The following is a 16638-nucleotide window of genomic DNA, read 5'->3' as shown; positions in this document are numbered from 1 at the left end:
CCTCTTGACGACGCCCGATCCGCCCGGAGAAATCCCCGGTACCGCGATCCCGTGACAGGCGGATCCAGGTACCGCGATCGGCGGCGCACCCGGGGACCAGGGAGGAGCCGACGGTGCGGGCGCGGATCCTGACATCGATGTCGAGCCACACGCGCGGGCACGGACGTCGGCGTCAGGCGCTCACCGGGCCGGGCCGGCCCGGGCGGACCCCGGCCGCGGTCGCGCCATCGAACGGGCCTTTCGGACGAGATCCACGGCATGGTAGGGATGGCGACGTGATCACGAACCCGCCGTCCTTGACCGCCAGGCTCCACCGTCTGCCCATGCCCGGATACCGGGGGCCGTTGCTTCTGGCCGTGTTGCTGGCCGTCATCGCGGCGCCGGACAGTCCTGTACGCGAGCGCGTGGTGTTCGGCACGGTGCTCACCGGCTTGTTCGCGGCGGTGCCGCTCATGGCGATGCTCGCATGGGGCCTGGTGAGGCTGGCCGTCTCACCCGCTGCGCGAAGCCGCGTACGGCGGCTCCGCCGCCCGGGCAACAGTGTGCTGCTGGGCTGCCTGCTGGCGTCGGGTGCCGTCGCGCTGGGCTACAGCGTGCCCGGTGAGGACCTCGGAATGCTGGCCATGGGCCTGGTGGTGCTCGGCCTGTTGCCGTTCGCCTGGTTCGCCTGGCAGATGGCGAGTACCGCGGAGCCGACCGAGGGGGCCGGAGCGGGGCGGCTGCGCGGCCTCTGGCGCTGGGCGGCAGCCCCACTGCTGGTCGGGGCCACGGTGCTGCTGATCCACCACGGCCTTCCCCTCCAGGCGCGATTCGCGATCGCCCGGCCCGCACTCACCTCCTATGCAGAGCAGGCCCTCGCCACGGGCTCGGTGGACCACCACCAGACCTGGATCGGGGGCTACCCGGTTCGAGACGCCGAACTCGCCGACGGCGGCCTGAAGTTCGCCATCGGAGGTTCCGGCCTTTTCGCGCGTCACGGCTACGCCTACCTCCCGCCGAACGGCCCGACGCCGCACAGCGACGAGTACGTCCACGTCAGCGGCCCCTGGTACAGCTGGTCGGGTCCTGATCACTTCTGAGCACACTTGGCCGCAGCGGCGGGCCGGACGACTGTCGCTGCGGACCGTGTACGGGATCTTGAGACCGTGAGCGGCCCGTGGCAGGCTCGGGCCACATGATCGATGAGTTCGCGAAGGACAACCTGCACAAGAGACTGCGGCGGGACCGTGAGGCGCTGCTCTGGAAGCTCGACGGCTTGTCCGAATACGATGCGCGCCGGCCTCTGACGGCGACCGGGACCAACCTCCTCGGCCTGGTCAAACACGTGGCCACGGTCGAGGCCCGGTACTTCGGTGAGGTCTTCGACCGCCCTTCTCCGGAACCGTTGTGCCGGTGGCAGGACTCCGACGGCAGCGATCAATGGGCGGCCGAGAACGAGACGCGCGATCAGATCATCGGTTTCTACCGGCGCACCTGGGAACACTCGGACGCGACGATCAACGAGCTTGCCCTCGATGCCCCCGGCCACGTGCCCTGGTGGTCGGAGCCTAGTCCTAACACGAACTTGTTCGCCGTCATGGTCCATGTCCTCGGCGAGACCATCCGGCATGCCGGGCACGCCGACATCCTGCGCGAGGGCGTCGACGGCCGGACCGGGATGCGCGCCGAAATCGAGCGGCCGATCGACGAGGAGGCCCGTGCGGCCCACTTCGCGAGGATCGAACAGCTTGCCAGGACGGCCGCACCAACGCCCTGACCACCGGCCGCGCCGGCGTGGGCTGGGGCAGCCGGTCCGCTGATCCCGCCACCGGGGAGTGTCCGGGGGACCGCACCGGCTAGACTTGCAGAGTTCTGCAAGTGGATAGTTCTTGAAACTCGGGGACAGGAGTTGGGGTGTGGCCGGGTTCGAGGAAGCGGCGCTGGACCGGGTTCGCGTGGCGCGGGCCCGGCTGGCGGCCGCAGTGCAGGCCGATGATGCCTTCGAGGAGGCGGCGGCCGCCGAGGAGCTGGAGGACGCCCTGCGTGTGGCCCGCGATCACGGCGTGACCACCGACCCCGAGGACAGCCGGTGAACCGGACACCGTTCCCGGCTCCGCCGGTGCCGGGGAAGTCGCGGCCGTCGTCATGCATGCCGGCGAGCGCGGCCTGCGAGTGCCGGCCCGCCCCTCCATGCGCCCGCACGACGGGCCCGAGAAGGAAGACGCGTCATGACCGATGACACCCTCGCCGAGGGGAAGGCCGCCGATCGTGAGAAGTGGAAGGAGAAGGGCGTTGCGCTCCGTGCCTTCTTCTACATCTTCGGCACCCATGTGTTCGCCGGGTTCGTCTGGCTGCTGTTCTATCTGGGCCGGCATGCCCAGAAGTGAGAAGCGGCCGTCTCCCGGTGTCAGAAGCGCGGGCTGAACCAGCACCAACGGAAGACGGCCGCCGTATGCGGGGGCGTGGGCCCGTGGGCCCTGCGCCGCGATGTGCCGACTGGGTCGTCTCTTTCGGATCTTGCCGGGCGGCGCGGGCTGGGCAAGATCCGGAAGGGACGGCCTAGGTGTGGCTGGTGGCGCGGAGGTCGGCGAGGATTTCGGCCTGGCCCTCCAGTACGCCGGAGAGGATCCCGCGGGCGACCCGCAGCAGTTCGGCGATCTGCGGGTGCGTGAGGCTGTAGTACACATTGGAGCCCTCGCGGCGGGTGACCACCAGGTTGGCCTTGCGCAGGACGGCGAGCTGCTGGGACAGGCTCGCGGCCTCCACCCCGACCTCGGGCAGCATCTCGGCGACCGCGTGCTCGCGCACGGCCAGGAGTTCCAGGACGCGGATGCGCACCGGGTGCCCCAGCGTTTTGAAGAACTCCGCCTTGAGCTGGTAGAGCGGTGTGCTCACCTGGGTCCCCCTGCGCTGACTGCCCATCTCATCCACCCGAAACCGTTCCCTCGTGGGGGCGCCCACGCGCCCCTCCATGCCTTGTGACCTCCACAATTGCAGATCCCTGCAACTCCCGGGACCTGGCGGGCGGCCTTCGTGACGTTTGGACCCGGCAAACAGGTCGTTCGCCGGTCGGGCCTTCTTGCGCGAAGGACCAGGCCCCCGCCCGCTGTGGCTCGTGCCCGATATCGATGGTGGTGCCGGCATTCAGGCGAGGGCGGGTGCCGCCGGATGGCGCGGGTCTGGCCAGTCGTCGGTGCTCCACTGCCTGACCGCGTCCTGGGCTCCGTGGGCGGCCAGGGCGGCGGCGAGGTCACAGTGGACGATGACGGGCGGGCTGCCGGCATCCGGTACGAGGGAGCCGTCCGCGGGGATCGCCGCCAGTTCGAGGCGGCGTCCGTTCTCGGCGAGGCGGCGTGCGGCTTGGGCGACGGAGATCTGCCCGCCGGCCGACCAGCCCAGCAGCCCGGTCATGTCGAGGATGACCGGGCCCGTGCCCCGGGCGAGTGCCCAGCCGACGGCGCCGGTGAACCGGTCCACGGCATCGGCGCCGAGGTATCCCGCCAGGGACAGCACGCCTACGTCCCGGCGGGTGGTGTAGCGCCATTCGATCGTCATTCGTCAGTTCCTCGGCTTCAGAGGGGGAGGGTGATCCAGATGGCCTTGCCGCCGCCGTCCGCGTCCGGGCGCACGACCGCGGTGCCGCCGAGCTCCACTGTCATTTCGACCACCGTGGCCAGGCCGCTGCCCGGGGCAGAGGCCAGGGCGCCGTACAGGGCCGGCTGGTAGGGGTGGCGGTCATGGACGGCGAACGCGAACGCCCCCGGGCTGTGCGCGTACGTCACCGTGACCATCGGAGAGCACACGGCCGCGTGGCGGACGGCGTTGGTGACCAGCTCGGCAAGGATCAGCAACGCCGGACCCACGCTCGGATGACCGAGCCCCACTCCGCACTCCACCAGTACGAGTTCGGTGGTCTCGCGGGCGATGCGCACGGCCGAACCCATGGCCGGTACGTTCAGCACGTGCCGGAAGGGCATGCTCTCGACCTGGATGCTCACTGGCCCGCCCCCGTCACGGGGCGGGCCAGGCGGAACCCGGACACCTGCCGCGGGTGCAGGCGCAGCAGGGTGTCGTGGGGGCCGTGGGTCCAGCCGGTCAGCGTGCGCCGGTGGTGGGCGGCCTCGACGGGGTTGCCGATGACGTCGGCGTGGCCGTGGGCGGTGACCATCCAGCCGGTTCCGGTCGTGTCGTTGATCTCGTCGACCTGGTAGGTCAGCAGGGACCGGCCGAGCACTGCGGCGGACTGAACGGGCACGCGCACGATCAGCCGCCCGTACTCCATCACGTGCGTGGCGGGGCGGACCATCGCCATCTCCCGCTGGATGTAGACGAGGCGGCCGCGACCGGAGCCTTCGAGGAGCCACAGGGCCTCGGTGCCGGAGACTTCGATGAGGTGGCGATCGGCGGGGGCGGTCATCGTGCGGCCTTCCGGATGCGGTGTCGTCGGAGTCCCCGGGGCATCAGCCCTGTCCGCTCCAGGTACGTGTGGGCCCCGGCGATGGCTTCGGGGGTGGTGGCGTACTCTCGGCCCTCCAGACGCAGCAGGTCCAGGGCGCCGACGGCGTCCAGGGCCTGGCGCTGGCCGGGCCTGATGCCGGAGGTGAAGACGGCTATGCCGCGCCGGTTGAGTTTCTCCACCGCATCCTTGAGGACGAGTGCTCCGGTGGCGTCCACGGTGGTCACCCGCGACATGCGCAGGATCACCGCCCTCACATCGGCGACCTCCGACAGTTCCAGCAGGAAGCGGTGGGCGCCGGCGAAGAAGACGGGGCCGTCGATGCGGTAGGCGACGATGTGCTCCGCGAGCAGTGCGTGCTCCTCGTCGCCGTGCTCGCCGGGCAGGTCCGCACGGAAGTCGACCTGCTCCATCCGCGCCTGATTCGCCACCGCCTTCAACGCGAGGGCCCCAGCCACGAGCAGGCCGATGATCACGGCATACACGAGGTCGAGGACGAGGGTGGCGACGGCGGTCAGGACGAGCACGACGGCGTCCGAGCGGGTCGCCTTCGCCATCGCGCGCAGGGATCCGACTTCTACCATCCGGACCGCCGTCGCCAGCAGGACGCCGGCCAGCGCCGCGAGGGGGATCTTCGAGACCAGGGGAGCGGCGGCGAACACGATCACCGCCAGCACGGCGGCGTGAGTGAGGGCGGCGAGGCGGGAGGAGGCCCCCGTGCGGACGTTGACGGCCGTGCGGGCGATGGCGGCGGTGGCGGGAACACCGCCGAACAGGGGGGCCGCGAGGTTGGCGATCCCCTGACCGAAAAGCTCCCTGTCCGGGTCGTGCTGCTGCCCCACGGTCATCCCGTCCGCGACCGTCGCCGACAGGAGGGACTCGAGCGCGGCCAGGGCGGCCACTGCGACCGCCGGGGCGAGCAGTGATCCGAACGCGGAGACGTCGAGGAAGGCGAGGGAAGGGGCGGGGAGGCCGGAGGGGAGTTCCCCGATCGGGGTCGCCTCGTCCAGGTGGAAGACCTGGGCAATCGCAGTCGCGGCGATCACCGCGACGATCGAGAACGGGATCGCCGGCTTCCACCGGGCCCCGAGCAGCATCAGCGCCGCGACCCCGACCGAGAGGCAGATCGCGGTCCGGTTCGGGAATGCCGCGAAGTCCACGACCGACCGCCAGGCCACCAGCAGGACCTTCTCGCCCTCCGGCTTGTCGACGCCGAGCGCGTTCGGCATCTGCTGGAGTCCGATCACACACGCGATCCCGAGCGTGAACCCCTCCACCACCGGCGCCGGCACGTACCGCATGTACCGGCCGGCCCGCAGCAGAGCGAGCCCGACCAGGAGGATCCCGGCCATCAGTCCAACGGTGAGAACGCCGCCGGGCCCGTACCGGGCGACGATCGGCACCAGTACCACGGTCATCGCACCGGTCGGACCGGACACCTGGAGGTTCGAGCCGCCCAGCAGTGCGGCGAGTGCGCCGGCGACCACGGCGGTGGCGAGCCCCGCCTCGGCGCCGAGCCCGGAGGAGACGCCGAAGCCGAGCGCGAGCGGGAGGGCGACGATCGCCACGGTCAGGCCGGCCAGGAGATCCCGGCGGGGGCTGCGGCCCATCGCTTTGAAGTCGGCCCGGACCGGCAGCACCGAGCGGAGCCGCCCGAGCGTGGCGGTCAGGAAGTCGTTCGGGGTCACGAAGCCGGGACCCCGGACTCGCGCAGTTCCTCCAGCAGTACTCGCTGCCCCGCCAGAACCTCGGTGAGGATACGACGCGCGGCAAGCATCAGCTGTGCGACGTCCCCGCCTGCCGGTTCGTAGACCACGGTCGAGCCGTCACGCGCCGACGTGACGATTCCCGAGCGGCGCAGGACCGCGAGCTGCTGGGACAGGGCGAAGGGCTCGACCTCGATCGCGGACAGCAGGTCCCGCACCGGCATCGGGCCGTCCTGCAGCAGTTCAAGGACCCGTATCCGCACAGGGTGCCCGAGCATGCGGAAGAACTCGGCCTTGGCTTCGTACAGCGGAACCGGCACGGTCGCGCACCCTTCTCACCACCCCGAACGGGGCGAACGCCTGGTGCCGTGTCCGCGGCTACCTACGGACACAGCTCCCACAGCATGTATGAAATTGCAGAATTCTGCAATTTGATAATGTGGCTACTCCAACGCGCGGACGCCCGTCGACCGGCCGGCGGTCACGCCCCGGGGCGCGCCCGCTTCCCGACGACCGGAAACCTGAGTGAATGAGCGACAACCTGCCTCCGTGTCCCAAGTGCTCCAGCGAGTACACCTACGAGATGAACGCCCTGATGGTCTGCCCGGAGTGCGCCCACGAATGGGTGCCCGCCGAGAGCGCTGAAGGCGACGCCGGCGCCACCGGGGCGCGGGTGGTCAAGGACGCCGTCGGCAACGTGCTGTGCGACGGCGACAGCGTCACCGTCGTCAAGGCGCTGAAGGTCAAGGGCAGCCCCTCGGGCATCAAGGCGGGCACCAAGGTCCGCAACATCCGCTTGGTCGACGGCGTCGACGGCCACGACATCGACTGCCGCATCGAGGGCTTCGGCGCCATGCAGCTCAAGTCGAGCGTGGTCAAGAAGGCCTGAACGGTGGGCAGGAATGCCGAGCTGAAGCGGCAGGAATACGACCGGAGCGCCGAGATTCCCGCCATCACCGTTCCTACCCTGCTCGTCTTCGGCGCCGGATTCGACGGACCGGGCCGCTCCACCGCCCAGCCGTCCGTTCAGCCCGGAGCCGGCTACGAGCGCTCACTGTCAGCAGGTGTGGCCGGGTGCGCATTCCATGGCGAACTCCCAGAAGAGCAGAGCGAGGGTGCACACGGCGAGGGACACCGCACCCATGATCGCGAAGCGCCGACGCGCCGGCCGTTGCCGTAAGCGGAAGGCGATGAGGAGCCCTATGGCGGGGGCGACCACCACGCCGCCGATGCCTGACCACAGCAGTACGACGGAGACGATTTCCCAGAACGGATCGCGATCGCGCGAGCCGAGGCCGACGACCGTGGAAAGGATGAAGGCGACGGGCGATGCCGACCACCACAGGGTCAACCCGGCGATCACCCGCACGGCGGAGGCGGGCAGGGTGGAGGGGCTGTCAGACGGGGCGTTGTGGACCGGAGCGGAATTTTTGGTCGGCATGGGCGAACCGTACGTCCTCGCCCCGTGTCGCGAGTCAAGGTTCGGCGGCTGGTGCGTCGATGGCTTGACGACCAGCGGTCAAACGCCGCCATCGGGTCCCGATCTCCCCTCGCCATGGCTCTCGTTCCGGTGCCGGCTGGATTCCCGGGCATCGCGCGATTGGGGCGGGCCCGTCTCGTCCCGGGTCCGGCTGGTGACCTGGTCGGAGAGGACGCCGCCCGGTCGGCGAGTGGAATCTCGCCGTGCGGATCACGCGTTGGTCCCCGCGATGGTTCAGCGCGCTCACGTGATCAGCGAAACATCGGACGGGGGGGGAGGCAAGCACGCGGACTGGGACTGGAAAGGAACGTGACAGGGGTCAAACGGTCCTTCAGCGCTACTACCTGCACACCGGCGTGGTCGCACTGCCAATGGCCGTACCCCAAGCGGGACGCACTGTGCGTCGCGGACGGACGCATTCCCGAACCACGTGCAGGTCTGAGGGGTATCTATACAGACCGTCAAAGGCCGTCCCTTGGTTTTGTACGGATGCGAGCCCATCCGGTTGGGGGGTCGGGTGGCCTAGCGTTGATACCTCCCGCAACTGCAGGCGACCGAAGTCAAGGGCGTGCGCCCGCAGTCGAGTTCAAAGGACATCCCCATGAGCCGTAGAGCCGCACTGGAGCAGCACCGCGATGGCCGACAGTACCGGCCTGCCTCCTCCGCCCCTCCACAGTTTGAACTGCGCTGGGGTGGGCTCCACTTGACCGTCCAGCGTCTGCCCATGTGGCTCGTGGCGGCTCTCGGTACGGCCGCGGGAAGTACTCTCGCCGCCTTGCTCACCTCGCGGTGACCAGTGGGACCGGAGGTGGGGACTTCCACGTGACGGGGCTCTCCGGAGCAGTCGCCAGGACTTCGGCAGGGCGAAGGAGCGTTCGCCAGGCGCTAGGAGTCTGGCGTGGTCGCGGTTGAACTGCTGGTAGTGCTGGGGCTGTTCGCGATGGCGATGGTAGCGGGTGCGGACGGTGGCGCCGGCGCCTGGGCAGGCGCGGTCCGCGAGGACGAGGATCTGCCTGGTGAGGCAGGCCTGGACGACGCGGTGGGCCCGCGCGGCGGTCAGGTCGTGGGTGCGTCCCGGTGTGGCCCGGGAAAACCAGAGCGGTGTGCCGTCCGGCCGGGCGGTGACCTGGGCGTTCACGCCGTGCTGCCTTTGCTTCGATCGCCACCCCAACGATCGGGGGCAGGACGTTTCACCCTCCCGGCACAGGATGAAAAGGTCCGATGCGGCCAATTTTTGTGCGCGCAGAGAACACTTCGAAGGCGCTGCCAGACAAGCATCGTTTGCGCGAACACGTAACTTCTGTGCGTAAGGAGCCGATCTGCAACTGACGGCCCACAAGCTGTATCAAGGGAGTGAGTGATGAATTCTCAGGTGAAGGCCTTCGGGTTCGGCATGCCGTGGGAATCGTTGTACGGGTACAGTCAGGCCACTCAGGTCGGTGACACGGTTTATGTGTCGGGGCAGCTGTCTCATGACAGTCACGGAAACTTCGTGGGTGCCGACGACTTCGAACTGCAGGTCCGCACCGCGCTGGAGAATCTGGACCTGATACTGAGGCAGTTCGGGGCCGAGCGTAGCCAGATAGTAGAGACCACGGTTCTGGTGAGAAACCTGCGCGAGAACTTCGACACGACAGCACGCCTCCACGCCGAGTACTTCGGGAAGCACCGGCCCACCAGCACGGTCATGGGCGTTTCCGACTTGGCGCTGCCGGACCAACTCGTCGAGATCGGCGCGCTCGTGCGTCTCGATGTGAAGCCATAGGCGAGGAGTCCGGCTTGATTCCTTCGGTGAGCGCTCTTTTATCCTGAATGGATGCAGGTCGGCGGCGTGTGGATGACCTGGACGATGTTGCTGATGCGCCGGGTCGAGCGCCCGGTTCGTCGGAGGATTCGCCAGGACTTCAACTGGGCGAAGGCGCGTTCGCCGGGTGCTCTCGGTCTGGCAGGGTCGCGGTTGAACTCCTGCTAGTGGGCGGGCTGTCGCGGTGGTGGTAGGGGGTGCGGAAGATGGCGCGGGCGAGGTCTTGGGCCACTCTTCAGTCGTCCCGGGCGCGGGCGAGTGCGTCACCCGGCAGCCGGTCGCCGTCTTCGGCCAGGACCGCGGCGGCAACCAGGGCCGAAGCGTCGAAGGCGTCGGGGACGGGCAGGGTGCGGCCGGCGAGCAGCTCCCTCACTCGGCTGTGCCGAACGTCCGCACCTGAGGTGGGGAGGGCCGTGTACCGGGCGGCGTATTCGGGCCAGAGCGTGCCCAGCACGAGGACCGGTCCGCGCTCCGAGGTCACCGGCAGGTGGTGCACGGCCGCCGCGATCCGTTCGTCGACTTCCGGGTTGCCGAGGTAGCGCTGGGCCTCGTTCAACCAGACCACCTTGCGAGGCCGCCATGCCCGAAGAGCGAACGCGTCAGGATCAGCTGCGCCACCACCAGGACCGGCCGGATGCACCTCCGACTCGTGCGGCTCCCAGTCCCGATGGGGCGCCCCGGCCCGCCCGCAGGGAGTGCACTCCTGGGACGCAGCGCGGTGTAGAGCCGGCAGGTCCCGTGCCGGCAGTGCCGGCGCGCGGGCCGGCGCCGCCACTGTTTCCGCGGACGGGACCGGCTTCCCGGACGAAAGCGCTTCCCACACCGTGGTGCGCCCCAGTCCCGCCCGGCGGGCGAGCCGCGTCCTGTCGAGCCGGGCAGTGGCCAGTCCGTCGACCAGCTGCCGGCGGAGTTCGGCGAGCGCCTGCGCCTGGTCGTTCTGCTCGTCGTCCACGTGCCCTCCCCGGGACCGGATGTGTTCGACGGTGTTCATCTCCGCCGCGGCGCACCCTGGCGAACACCGTCTCCGCGGCCCTCGCCGCCCTCCGCACGTGAACGAGCCCGCAGACCTCCGCGCCACCCGCCGGAACGTCGGGACCGCGACGGCGGGCAGACGAGGACACCGGCACCGAGTCGGCGAAGGGTCCTACGCCCCCTTCGGACGACGTCTCAGGCCACCTTCGGGGCCACGGTGGCCGGAAGCGGCAAGTCAGGTGCAAGTGCCCTGCAATCAGCCTCCGAAGACTGGGACACATGACCACGAACAAGGTTTCAGACTCCCCTGTCCACGCTTACACCCGAGAGATGGCGATGATCCACCAGGTGTTCCGCCGCGAGTCGCGGCTGCTGGCCGAACTCGTCCAGGAGGTCCAGCCCGCCGACACGGCACGCGCCCGGATCCTCGCCGAGCACTGGCGGCTCTACACCATCGGACTGCACGCCCACCACACCGGTGAGGACGAGATGCTCTGGCCCGCGATCCTGCCCCACCTGGATCTCGATGCCGAGCACGTGCTGGCGATGGAGGCGCAGCACCGCGAGCTCACCGACGGGATCGGTGAGGTCCGGGTGCTGATGGACCGCTGGCAGGCACGGGCTCTGGCCGAGGACCGGGACGAGCTGGCCGAGGCCTTGCGCAGGCACCACCGGCAGCTGTGCGCCCATCTCGACGAGGAGGAGCGGGAGGTCATGCCGCTCGTCTCGCTCCACGTGACCGAGGAGCAGTGGCGCGCGGTGGGGGAGAGGGGGCTCGCCGAAACGCCCCGCGACCGGCTGATGATCGCCTTGGGCGCCATCCTGGAGGACAGTTCGCCCGAGGAGCGCCGGGAGTTCCTCACCAGGCTGCCGGTACCGGCGAGGGTGCTGTGGAAGCTGCTCGGGCAGCGCCAGTACCGCCGTGAGACCCGGCGGATCCGTGGCCGGCGCGCCGGCGCATGAGGTGCGGCTCGTCCGCCTCGCCCTTCCCGTACCGATCGAGGAGTTCTCACCGATGCGCATCGGATTCTCCGTCCCTCAGTTCGGCCCGTTCGCCGACCCTCACCGCTCGGCCGAGATGTGTACGGCCATGGAAGCGCTCGGCTGCGACAGCCTCTGGGTGGCCGACCGGCTCCTGGCCCCGGTCGTCCCGCCCGACGGGTACGCGGGCGGGAAGCCGATGTCCGTGCGGTACGGCACCCATCTCGACCCGCTGCTCGCGCTGGCCATGGCGGCTTCGGCGACCGAGCGGGTACGCCTGGGCAGCAGCACGCTCAACGCCCTCTGGCAGCCGCCCCTCGTGCTCGCCCGGGCCCTGACGACCCTCGATCTGATCAGCCGCGGACGTCTGGACGTGGGCCTCGGCCTGGGCTGGATGCACGAGGAGTACGAGGCCGCCGGGGTGTCGTGGCGGGGGCGCGGCGCCCGGCTCGAGGAGACCCTGGACGTCCTGGAGGCCGTGTGGGGGCCCGGGACCGTCGTGCACACCGGCGCCCTGTGGAGGATCGCCGAATCGACCGTGCTGCCCAAACCGTGGCAGGAGCCGAGGCCGCCCATCCTGCTGGGCGGCTTCACCGCGGCCGCCCTGGAGCGGGTCGGCAGGCGTGCGGACGGATGGCTCGGCGCGTCCATGCCGCTGCCCTTCTTCCACGGTCTGTGGGCGGTGGCCGTCGAGGCCGCCGAGCGGACGGGACGCGACCCGGCGGCACTGCGCCGGGTGTTCCGCGTGAATCCCGAGGTCACCGCGACGGAGGCCGCGCCCGGGGAGATCCATCAGCGCGGGACGGTGCGCCAGATCTGCGACCACCTCAGGCTGATGTGCGGGGCGGAGGCCGACGAGGTGCTCGTGGACCTCCAGCTGACGACCGACTCGCCCGAGCACTTCCTCGACCTGGCCGCGCAGTTCCTGGCCGAGCTGGGCGAGCCCGCTCGATCAGGGCCTCCCGTCCCGCCCCGGCCCTGAGGCCCGTCGTCAGACTCCCGTCTGCCCCGCGGGGCCGCCCTCCGGGCTACGACGGGAGCGTGACGACGGGAGTTCGACGACGGGACCCAGCCCGTCGAGGGCGCTGCGGGCGGCCTCCGCCCAGAGGGGGGACTCCCAGGCGGCCGCCACCTCCGCGGCTTCGAGGTAGTGGCGCCGGGCGTCCTCGGGGCGCCCGAGGAACCGGGCGAGGTCTCCGAGGGTCTGCGCGACGGGGCGGAAGACGAGGCTGAGGCTGCTCGCGCCTCCCGCCAGTGCGTGCAGCGGCAGCAGGTCCCGGTAGACCTCGGCGGCCGCCGTCCGGTCGCCGAAGGTGATGGCGGCGGCCCCGCGCAGTCCGGCCAGGATGGAGTAGGCGAAGTCGCGCCGCAGCGGCACGCGCAGGCCGAAGACCTCCCGCGCCTCCTCGGGGCGTCCCGCGGCCTGCAGCGCGAGTGCGGCGAGGGCTTCGTTGTGGGGCTTGTACTGCTCCCACACCGCGAGGAGCACGGGCAGCATCTCGGCGAGCCGGCCCTGCTGCACCCGCATGCACCCGATGCTCAGCGCCGCGAGCCCGCTGAGGTCCACCGCTCCGCGGGCCCGCAGCTCCGCGACCGCCGTCCCCATGGCGTGCTCCGCCTCCTCGAAACGGCCCTGGGCCATGGCGAGCATGGGACGGCGCAGCCGCGCCACGGCGAACGCGCCCTGGAGCCCGTACGTGCCGGCGATCTCGTCCGATCGTGCGAGACACCGCTCCATTTCCACCGGGTCGTTGCGGGCGGCGGCGATCCGGGCGGCGACGTAGGCGCTCATCCACGCGTACTCGGGGCCGTCCTGGGCCTCGGCCACCTCGGTGAGCTCGCGGTGGAGCTTCCCGTAGGCTGCCGGTTCGAGTTCGCCGTCGACCTTGCGCAGCAGGGAGGTGAGGGTCAGTCCGCGCAGCCGGGGATCGCCGGCGGCCCGGGCGAGCTCCACCGCCCGGCGCGCCTCGGCCACGGCACGTGGATCGGTGTCGTCGAGCGCGTCGGCCAACTGGTCGAGGAGCAGGCACCGCTGCCGGTCGGTCAGTCCCGGCTCCTCCAGCAGGACCTCGAGTTCGGCGACGGCCTCCGGGTCGGACGCCGCGTAGGGGCGCACGCGCCAGGGCGTCGGCTCGGTCCAGGTCGTGTAGGCGGCGGTCAGCAGGTCGGCCCGGCCCTCCTCGCGGGCCACTGCCACGGCCTGCTGCTGCGCCTCGCGGGCGGGTACCACGGCGCCCATCCGGATCCGGCAGTCCACCAGTTGGCCCAGCAGCGTCACGCGCAGCAGAGCGGCGTCCTGGTCCGCGAAGGCCGCCGGATGGTCGGCGAGGAGTCCGAGGGCCGCGTTCAGGAGGTCCTCGGCGTTCTGCGGAGCGTAGCGGCGTACGGCCTGTTCGCATGCGAGCCGGGCGTGATGGACGGCGGACGCCGCGTCGGAGGTCACGACCGTGGCCGCCCGCAGCAGGTGGTGGGCGGTGGCGGCGACGTCGTCGGAGTCGAGGGCGATCAGGCTCCTGCCGAGCCGGGAATGCATCCGGGCCAGCCGCAGCCGCGTGAGGTCGGCCTCCAGGGCGTCCCGTACGAGGGCGTGGCTGAACCGGACCGTGCCGGGACGCGGCTCGGTGAGCAGACCGGCGTCGACACCGGCCTCCAGGGCGTCGAGGAGCTGATCGGCATCGCTGTCCGCGGCATGGACCAGGAGCGCGACCGGTGCCTCGCGGCCCGCCACGGCGGCCAGGCGCAATCCGGCCGTCACGGTCGGCGCGAGCAGGGCCAGCCGTCGCCGCAGGACGTCCTGGACCCCCTGCGGGATGCGGGCCAGCGCCTGCTGTTCGCCCTCACCGGCCAGGAGCAGGGAACTCTCCCGCAGATAGAAGGGGTTGCCCCCGGCCCGTTCGGCCAGAGCCGTCGCCGCCCGATCCGTCATGCCGGTCGCGACACGGCGCAGCAGTGCCTTCGCCTGGGCATCCGAGAGGCCGACGAGGGCCAGTCGCACCGGAGAGCGGGCGGCCAGGCGCGCCAGTGCCTCGGTCAGGTCCCCCTCGCCGGTGCGGTACGAGCCGACCAACAGCAGCGGTACGTCGCGCAGCTGTTCGGCGCAGAGCAGGAACAGCTCGATGCTCTCCCGGTCGCCCCGGTGCAGGTCGTCCAGGACGATCGCCAGCGGCTGCCGCAGGGCGGTGTCCCGAAGCCATCCGAGCAGGGCCCTGTGCAGGCGGAAGCGCTGTGCGGGGCTGCCGTCCGTCCGTCCCGGGGCGCCACTCGCGCCGGGGTCCAGGAGCGGAGCGAGCTCATCGGCGTACGTTCCCGGTGGGGCGGTGCGTGCGAGATCCGGCAGCATGTCGAACCAGGCACGGCCGGGCGGGGCACCCTCGGTCTCCGGGCACTGTCCGGAGCCGACCAGCCAGCCCTGTCCGGGCAGTTGCCGCAGGGCGGCGTCCAGGAGGCTGGACTTGCCGATTCCCGCCTCACCGGAGACCAGGACCACCTGCGCCCGGCCGAGGTGCGCCCGGTCCGCCGCGGCGGCGAGCAGGGCCAGTTCCGCGTCGCGGCCCAGGAGCCGGTCGGCAGTGAGCACCGTGGGCCCGGCCGGCGCCGCCGGCCCGACGGCCGTGACGGGGGGCGCCGTCGGCTGCACCGGCTCCACCGGCAGCACCGTGCGCACCGCGGGGGCCGTGCCAGTGCGCACAGGTGCCGTGGTCGAGCGGTGGAGCAGGTCGAGACGCTGGTGCAGGAGGGCCTGTTCGAGTTCCAGCAGGGCGGGCCCGGGCTCGACCCCGAGTTCTTCGCCGAGGACGTGCCGGGCCCGTCGCAGCGCGGCCAGGGCGTCCCCCTGGCGGTCACGGGCCCACAGCGCCAGGGCCAGCAGCCGCCAGCCCTCCTCGTGCAGGGGCTGCTCCGTCGTCAGATCACCTGCGTCGGCGACCGCTTGTGCGGCCTTTCCGCAGGCGAGCCTCGCGGCGGCCAGCCGTTCGCGGGCACTGCGGTGCAGCTCCTCCAGGCGCGTGCGTTCGCTCGCGGTCCACGGCTCGTCCGCGAATTCCGCGTACGGCTGTCCGCCCCACAGGGCCAGCGCCCGGGTCAGGTGCTCTTCGGCGAGGTGCGGCGGTGTCCCCGCCGTCGCGCGGGCCGCCACCCGGTCCTCGAACACCCATGCGTCCACGGCTGCCGGCTCCAGGGCCAGGGCGTAGCCGTAGGGGGCGCTGACCAGGGTCCGTGCGGGGGTCCGCGGTGCGCGTTCCGGTTCGAGGGAGCGCCGCAGACGTGCGACGTAGGCGTGGAGCGAGGCCTGTGCGCTCGGCGGGACGCTCGTCGGCCAGAGCCTCTCGATGATCCGTTCCGTGGGCACGACGGCGCCGCGGGCGAGCAGCAGTTGGACCAGAACCATCCGTGCGAGCCGACCACGCGCTTCGGCCGGACGGCCGTCGACCTCGACCCGGAACGAGCCGAGCACCTTCAATGTGATCATGACAAGAACATCGTAATCGGCCCGCAGAGCACCCACGGAGGCCGGACGGAAGAGCACCGTCGCATCGGACGGACGCACACGGTCCGGCCCGGATCGACTCGTCGGCGCTCAGTGGTGCGGCGACCCCGTCACCGCGGGATGCCGGCTGCGCCCCGCCCCCGCTCGCGGCGCCGGGTCCGCGAGGGCGCGGAACTGGTCCCACTGCACCTTCGGGCGGCGCAGGCCGCGCCGTTCGAGGTACCGGTCGGTGGACCGCTTCGTGCGGCGCAGGACGCGCAGGGCGTCCGCGGCCCGGCCCGAACCCATGGGTTCGATCACGGTGGACGGCACCATCAGCCACCCGGCGTCGGTGCGGCGCAGGTCTCCTCGTACGAGCGCGTTGTACATGTGGTCGAGCCGTTCGTCGTGCCGGTGCACCAGGAGGCTCGCCGGGCCCCGCTCCACGGGGCAGTCCACCGGTACGTCGACCAGGTAGCCCGCCGGTGTCGGCCGCGGCCGGGTGCGGGTGAGTACCGGTGCGCCCGAGGCGTCGCGCCCCCGCCAGCACGGCACTGGGCAGGCTCGCCAGCTGCGCTGCCCCGGGCAGGGCCACGGTTCCGGTCGCGGGCGCCGGCACTCCAAGGGTCGGCAGTTCCGCGAGGGGCGGCCGGACCAGCACCAGTTCGGGTTCGACGGTGATGAGCAGACGCAGGTAGTACCAGGACATCACCGGCCTCATGGGACGCAGCAGGTACGCGCGGCTGTGCGGCTGCCGCTCGAAGAGTCTGCGCCAGTACTCCTCGGCCCCTCGCG

The 16638-nt window shown here is 71.2% G+C and carries 18 protein-coding genes and 2 pseudogenes; 8 read left to right on the top strand and 12 right to left on the bottom strand.

Going from position 1 to position 16638, the window contains the following annotated elements:
* The first annotated feature begins 323 nt into the window (after nt 1-323).
* The 4 genes from ACFYYJ_RS17555 to ACFYYJ_RS17540 all read left to right on the top strand — a co-directional run bounded on the left by ACFYYJ_RS17555 (nt 324) and on the right by ACFYYJ_RS17540 (nt 2366).
* Nucleotides 324-1079, top strand: a complete 756-nt coding sequence (locus ACFYYJ_RS17555) for a hypothetical protein (protein WP_389133347.1) — start codon at nt 324-326, stop codon at nt 1077-1079.
* Nucleotides 1080-1174: 95 nt separating this feature from the next.
* On the top strand, nt 1175-1756 hold the full coding sequence (locus ACFYYJ_RS17550) for a DinB family protein (protein ID WP_385120668.1): 582 nt from the start codon (nt 1175-1177) through the stop codon (nt 1754-1756).
* Nucleotides 1757-1895: 139 nt separating this feature from the next.
* Entirely contained in the window at nt 1896-2072 is a 177-nt protein-coding gene (locus ACFYYJ_RS17545) for a hypothetical protein (protein ID WP_385120150.1), read from the top strand.
* 135 nt (nt 2073-2207) lie between these two features.
* On the top strand, nt 2208-2366 hold the full coding sequence (locus ACFYYJ_RS17540) for a DUF6126 family protein (RefSeq protein ID WP_385120152.1): 159 nt from the start codon (nt 2208-2210) through the stop codon (nt 2364-2366).
* A 172-nt stretch (nt 2367-2538) separates the two neighbouring features.
* On the opposite strand, the gene ACFYYJ_RS17535 is transcribed toward ACFYYJ_RS17540, so the two are convergent.
* The 6 genes from ACFYYJ_RS17535 to ACFYYJ_RS17510 all read right to left on the bottom strand — a co-directional run bounded on the left by ACFYYJ_RS17535 (nt 2539) and on the right by ACFYYJ_RS17510 (nt 6461).
* Nucleotides 2539-2874 carry an ArsR/SmtB family transcription factor gene (locus ACFYYJ_RS17535; protein WP_385120155.1) on the bottom strand — a complete coding sequence of 112 codons (336 nt, stop codon included), beginning with the start codon at nt 2872-2874 and terminating at the stop codon, nt 2539-2541.
* A 249-nt stretch (nt 2875-3123) separates the two neighbouring features.
* Nucleotides 3124-3534, bottom strand: a complete 411-nt coding sequence (locus ACFYYJ_RS17530) for an STAS domain-containing protein (protein WP_389133341.1) — start codon at nt 3532-3534, stop codon at nt 3124-3126.
* Between the two features lie 17 nt (nt 3535-3551).
* Nucleotides 3552-3956: an ATP-binding protein gene (locus ACFYYJ_RS17525; RefSeq protein WP_389133520.1), complete on the bottom strand. Its 405-nt coding sequence runs from the start codon at nt 3954-3956 to the stop codon at nt 3552-3554.
* 17 nt (nt 3957-3973) lie between these two features.
* Nucleotides 3974-4396 carry a pyridoxamine 5'-phosphate oxidase family protein gene (locus ACFYYJ_RS17520; RefSeq protein WP_389133338.1) on the bottom strand — a complete coding sequence of 141 codons (423 nt, stop codon included), beginning with the start codon at nt 4394-4396 and terminating at the stop codon, nt 3974-3976.
* Nucleotides 4393-6045, bottom strand: coding sequence for a SulP family inorganic anion transporter (locus ACFYYJ_RS17515; RefSeq protein ID WP_389133517.1), 1653 nt, complete (start codon nt 6043-6045; stop codon nt 4393-4395). The genes ACFYYJ_RS17520 and ACFYYJ_RS17515 overlap by 4 nt, the downstream gene beginning before the upstream one ends.
* Before the next feature lie 74 nt (nt 6046-6119).
* Entirely contained in the window at nt 6120-6461 is a 342-nt protein-coding gene (locus ACFYYJ_RS17510; RefSeq protein WP_389133335.1) for an ArsR/SmtB family transcription factor, read from the bottom strand.
* Between the two features lie 209 nt (nt 6462-6670).
* On the opposite strand from ACFYYJ_RS17510, the gene ACFYYJ_RS17505 reads away from it, so the two are divergent.
* On the top strand, nt 6671-7030 hold the full coding sequence (locus tag ACFYYJ_RS17505) for a zinc ribbon domain-containing protein YjdM (protein WP_385366157.1): 360 nt from the start codon (nt 6671-6673) through the stop codon (nt 7028-7030).
* A 168-nt stretch (nt 7031-7198) separates the two neighbouring features.
* Here ACFYYJ_RS17505 and ACFYYJ_RS17500 read toward each other — a convergent pair whose 3' ends face one another.
* Nucleotides 7199-7582, bottom strand: coding sequence for a hypothetical protein (locus tag ACFYYJ_RS17500; protein WP_389133332.1), 384 nt, complete (start codon nt 7580-7582; stop codon nt 7199-7201).
* Nucleotides 7583-8450: 868 nt separating this feature from the next.
* Nucleotides 8451-8831, bottom strand: a pseudogene (locus tag ACFYYJ_RS17495) (transposase family protein); the annotation flags it as partial.
* 150 nt (nt 8832-8981) lie between these two features.
* On the opposite strand from ACFYYJ_RS17495, the gene ACFYYJ_RS17490 reads away from it, so the two are divergent.
* Nucleotides 8982-9386, top strand: coding sequence for a RidA family protein (locus ACFYYJ_RS17490; RefSeq protein ID WP_385120170.1), 405 nt, complete (start codon nt 8982-8984; stop codon nt 9384-9386).
* Between the two features lie 38 nt (nt 9387-9424).
* Here ACFYYJ_RS17490 and ACFYYJ_RS17485 read toward each other — a convergent pair.
* Both ACFYYJ_RS17485 and ACFYYJ_RS17480 read right to left on the bottom strand, forming a co-directional pair.
* Nucleotides 9425-9642: pseudogene (locus ACFYYJ_RS17485) on the bottom strand (transposase family protein); the annotation flags it as partial.
* 18 nt (nt 9643-9660) lie between these two features.
* Nucleotides 9661-9981, bottom strand: a complete 321-nt coding sequence (locus tag ACFYYJ_RS17480; protein ID WP_389133328.1) for a hypothetical protein — start codon at nt 9979-9981, stop codon at nt 9661-9663.
* Nucleotides 9982-10676: 695 nt separating this feature from the next.
* Here ACFYYJ_RS17480 and ACFYYJ_RS17475 point away from each other — a divergent pair.
* Nucleotides 10677-11360, top strand: a complete 684-nt coding sequence (locus ACFYYJ_RS17475; RefSeq protein WP_389133326.1) for a hemerythrin domain-containing protein — start codon at nt 10677-10679, stop codon at nt 11358-11360.
* Between the two features lie 52 nt (nt 11361-11412).
* A complete protein-coding gene (locus tag ACFYYJ_RS17470) occupies nt 11413-12360 on the top strand; it encodes a TIGR03619 family F420-dependent LLM class oxidoreductase (protein ID WP_389133323.1) in 948 nt (315 codons plus the stop codon).
* A gap of 9 nt (nt 12361-12369) precedes the next feature.
* Here ACFYYJ_RS17470 and ACFYYJ_RS17465 read toward each other — a convergent pair whose 3' ends face one another.
* Both ACFYYJ_RS17465 and ACFYYJ_RS17460 read right to left on the bottom strand, forming a co-directional pair.
* Nucleotides 12370-15846 carry a BTAD domain-containing putative transcriptional regulator gene (locus ACFYYJ_RS17465; protein WP_389133320.1) on the bottom strand — a complete coding sequence of 1159 codons (3477 nt, stop codon included), beginning with the start codon at nt 15844-15846 and terminating at the stop codon, nt 12370-12372.
* A gap of 108 nt (nt 15847-15954) precedes the next feature.
* Complete coding sequence (locus ACFYYJ_RS17460; RefSeq protein ID WP_389133318.1) at nt 15955-16398, bottom strand: hypothetical protein; 444 nt, start codon at nt 16396-16398, stop codon at nt 15955-15957.
* Nucleotides 16399-16638: the final 240 nt, after the last annotated feature.

Origin of the sequence: Streptomyces sp. NPDC002467 (assembly GCF_042889825.1) — a bacterium.
Taxonomy (GTDB): Bacteria; Actinomycetota; Actinomycetes; order Streptomycetales; family Streptomycetaceae; genus Streptomyces.
This window is presented reverse-complemented; position numbering and strand designations above follow the sequence as displayed.